General features: G+C 70.9%; 1 protein-coding gene. It reads right to left on the reverse strand.

What is annotated here, in order from left to right; all coding sequences use genetic code 11:
- Positions 1-662: DNA polymerase ligase N-terminal domain-containing protein (locus HUK84_RS21330; RefSeq protein WP_281362890.1), on the reverse strand; the 662-nt coding region annotated here is incomplete at its 3' end.
- Positions 663-736: the final 74 nt, after the last annotated feature.

Genomic DNA, 736 nt, shown 5'->3' on the forward strand with positions numbered 1-736 from the left:
GCCGCGGCATCGGCCGTGACGGTATCGGCCGTGCCCCGGCGGGCCGCGCTCTGGCCGGTTGCGCTCTGGCCGGTTGCGCTCTGGCCGGTCGCGATCTGGCCGGCTGCGATCTGGGCGATCGACCGTCCGGTGGCGATCGAATCCGGCTGTTCTTCCAGGATATCCGGATCGCTCGCCGCCCTGGCGGCATCGTCTTCGCCCTTGATCAGCAGCCAGTTCTCGCGCCGCTCCGGCTTGCGCGGGCGCATGCGCACCAGATGCCAGCGTCCGCGAAGCTTTTCGCCATGCAGTTCGAAATCCAGGTGGCCCTTCGCCAGGCCCGCCGCGGGGTCATGCAGCGGGGTCCATGTCCCCCGGTCCCACATTTCCACGGTGCCGCCGCCATATTGGCCCTGCGGGATCACGCCCTCGAACCCGCCATAATCCAGCGGATGGTCCTCGACATGGACGGCCAGCCGCCGCGTGCCGGCGACCAGGCTGGGCCCCCGCGTGACGGCCCAGCTTTTCAGCACGCCGTCCATCTCCAGGCGAAAATCGTAATGCAGGCGCCGCGCCGCATGTTTCTGGACCACGAACATGTGCCCGCCCGCCGGGGCGGCATCCCCGGCGGGTTCCGGCGTCACGCGGAAATCGCGCTTCTGGCGATAGGATGCCAGGCCCATGGTTCATCCGGCCTTGCGACGCGGCGGCTTTCCGCGCCGGGCGTGGCCGGACGCGGGGCGGGCAGGGGGCGCGG

The sequence above is a fragment of the Nguyenibacter vanlangensis genome, assembly GCF_013376155.1.
Taxonomy (GTDB): Bacteria; Pseudomonadota; Alphaproteobacteria; order Acetobacterales; family Acetobacteraceae; genus Gluconacetobacter; species Gluconacetobacter vanlangensis.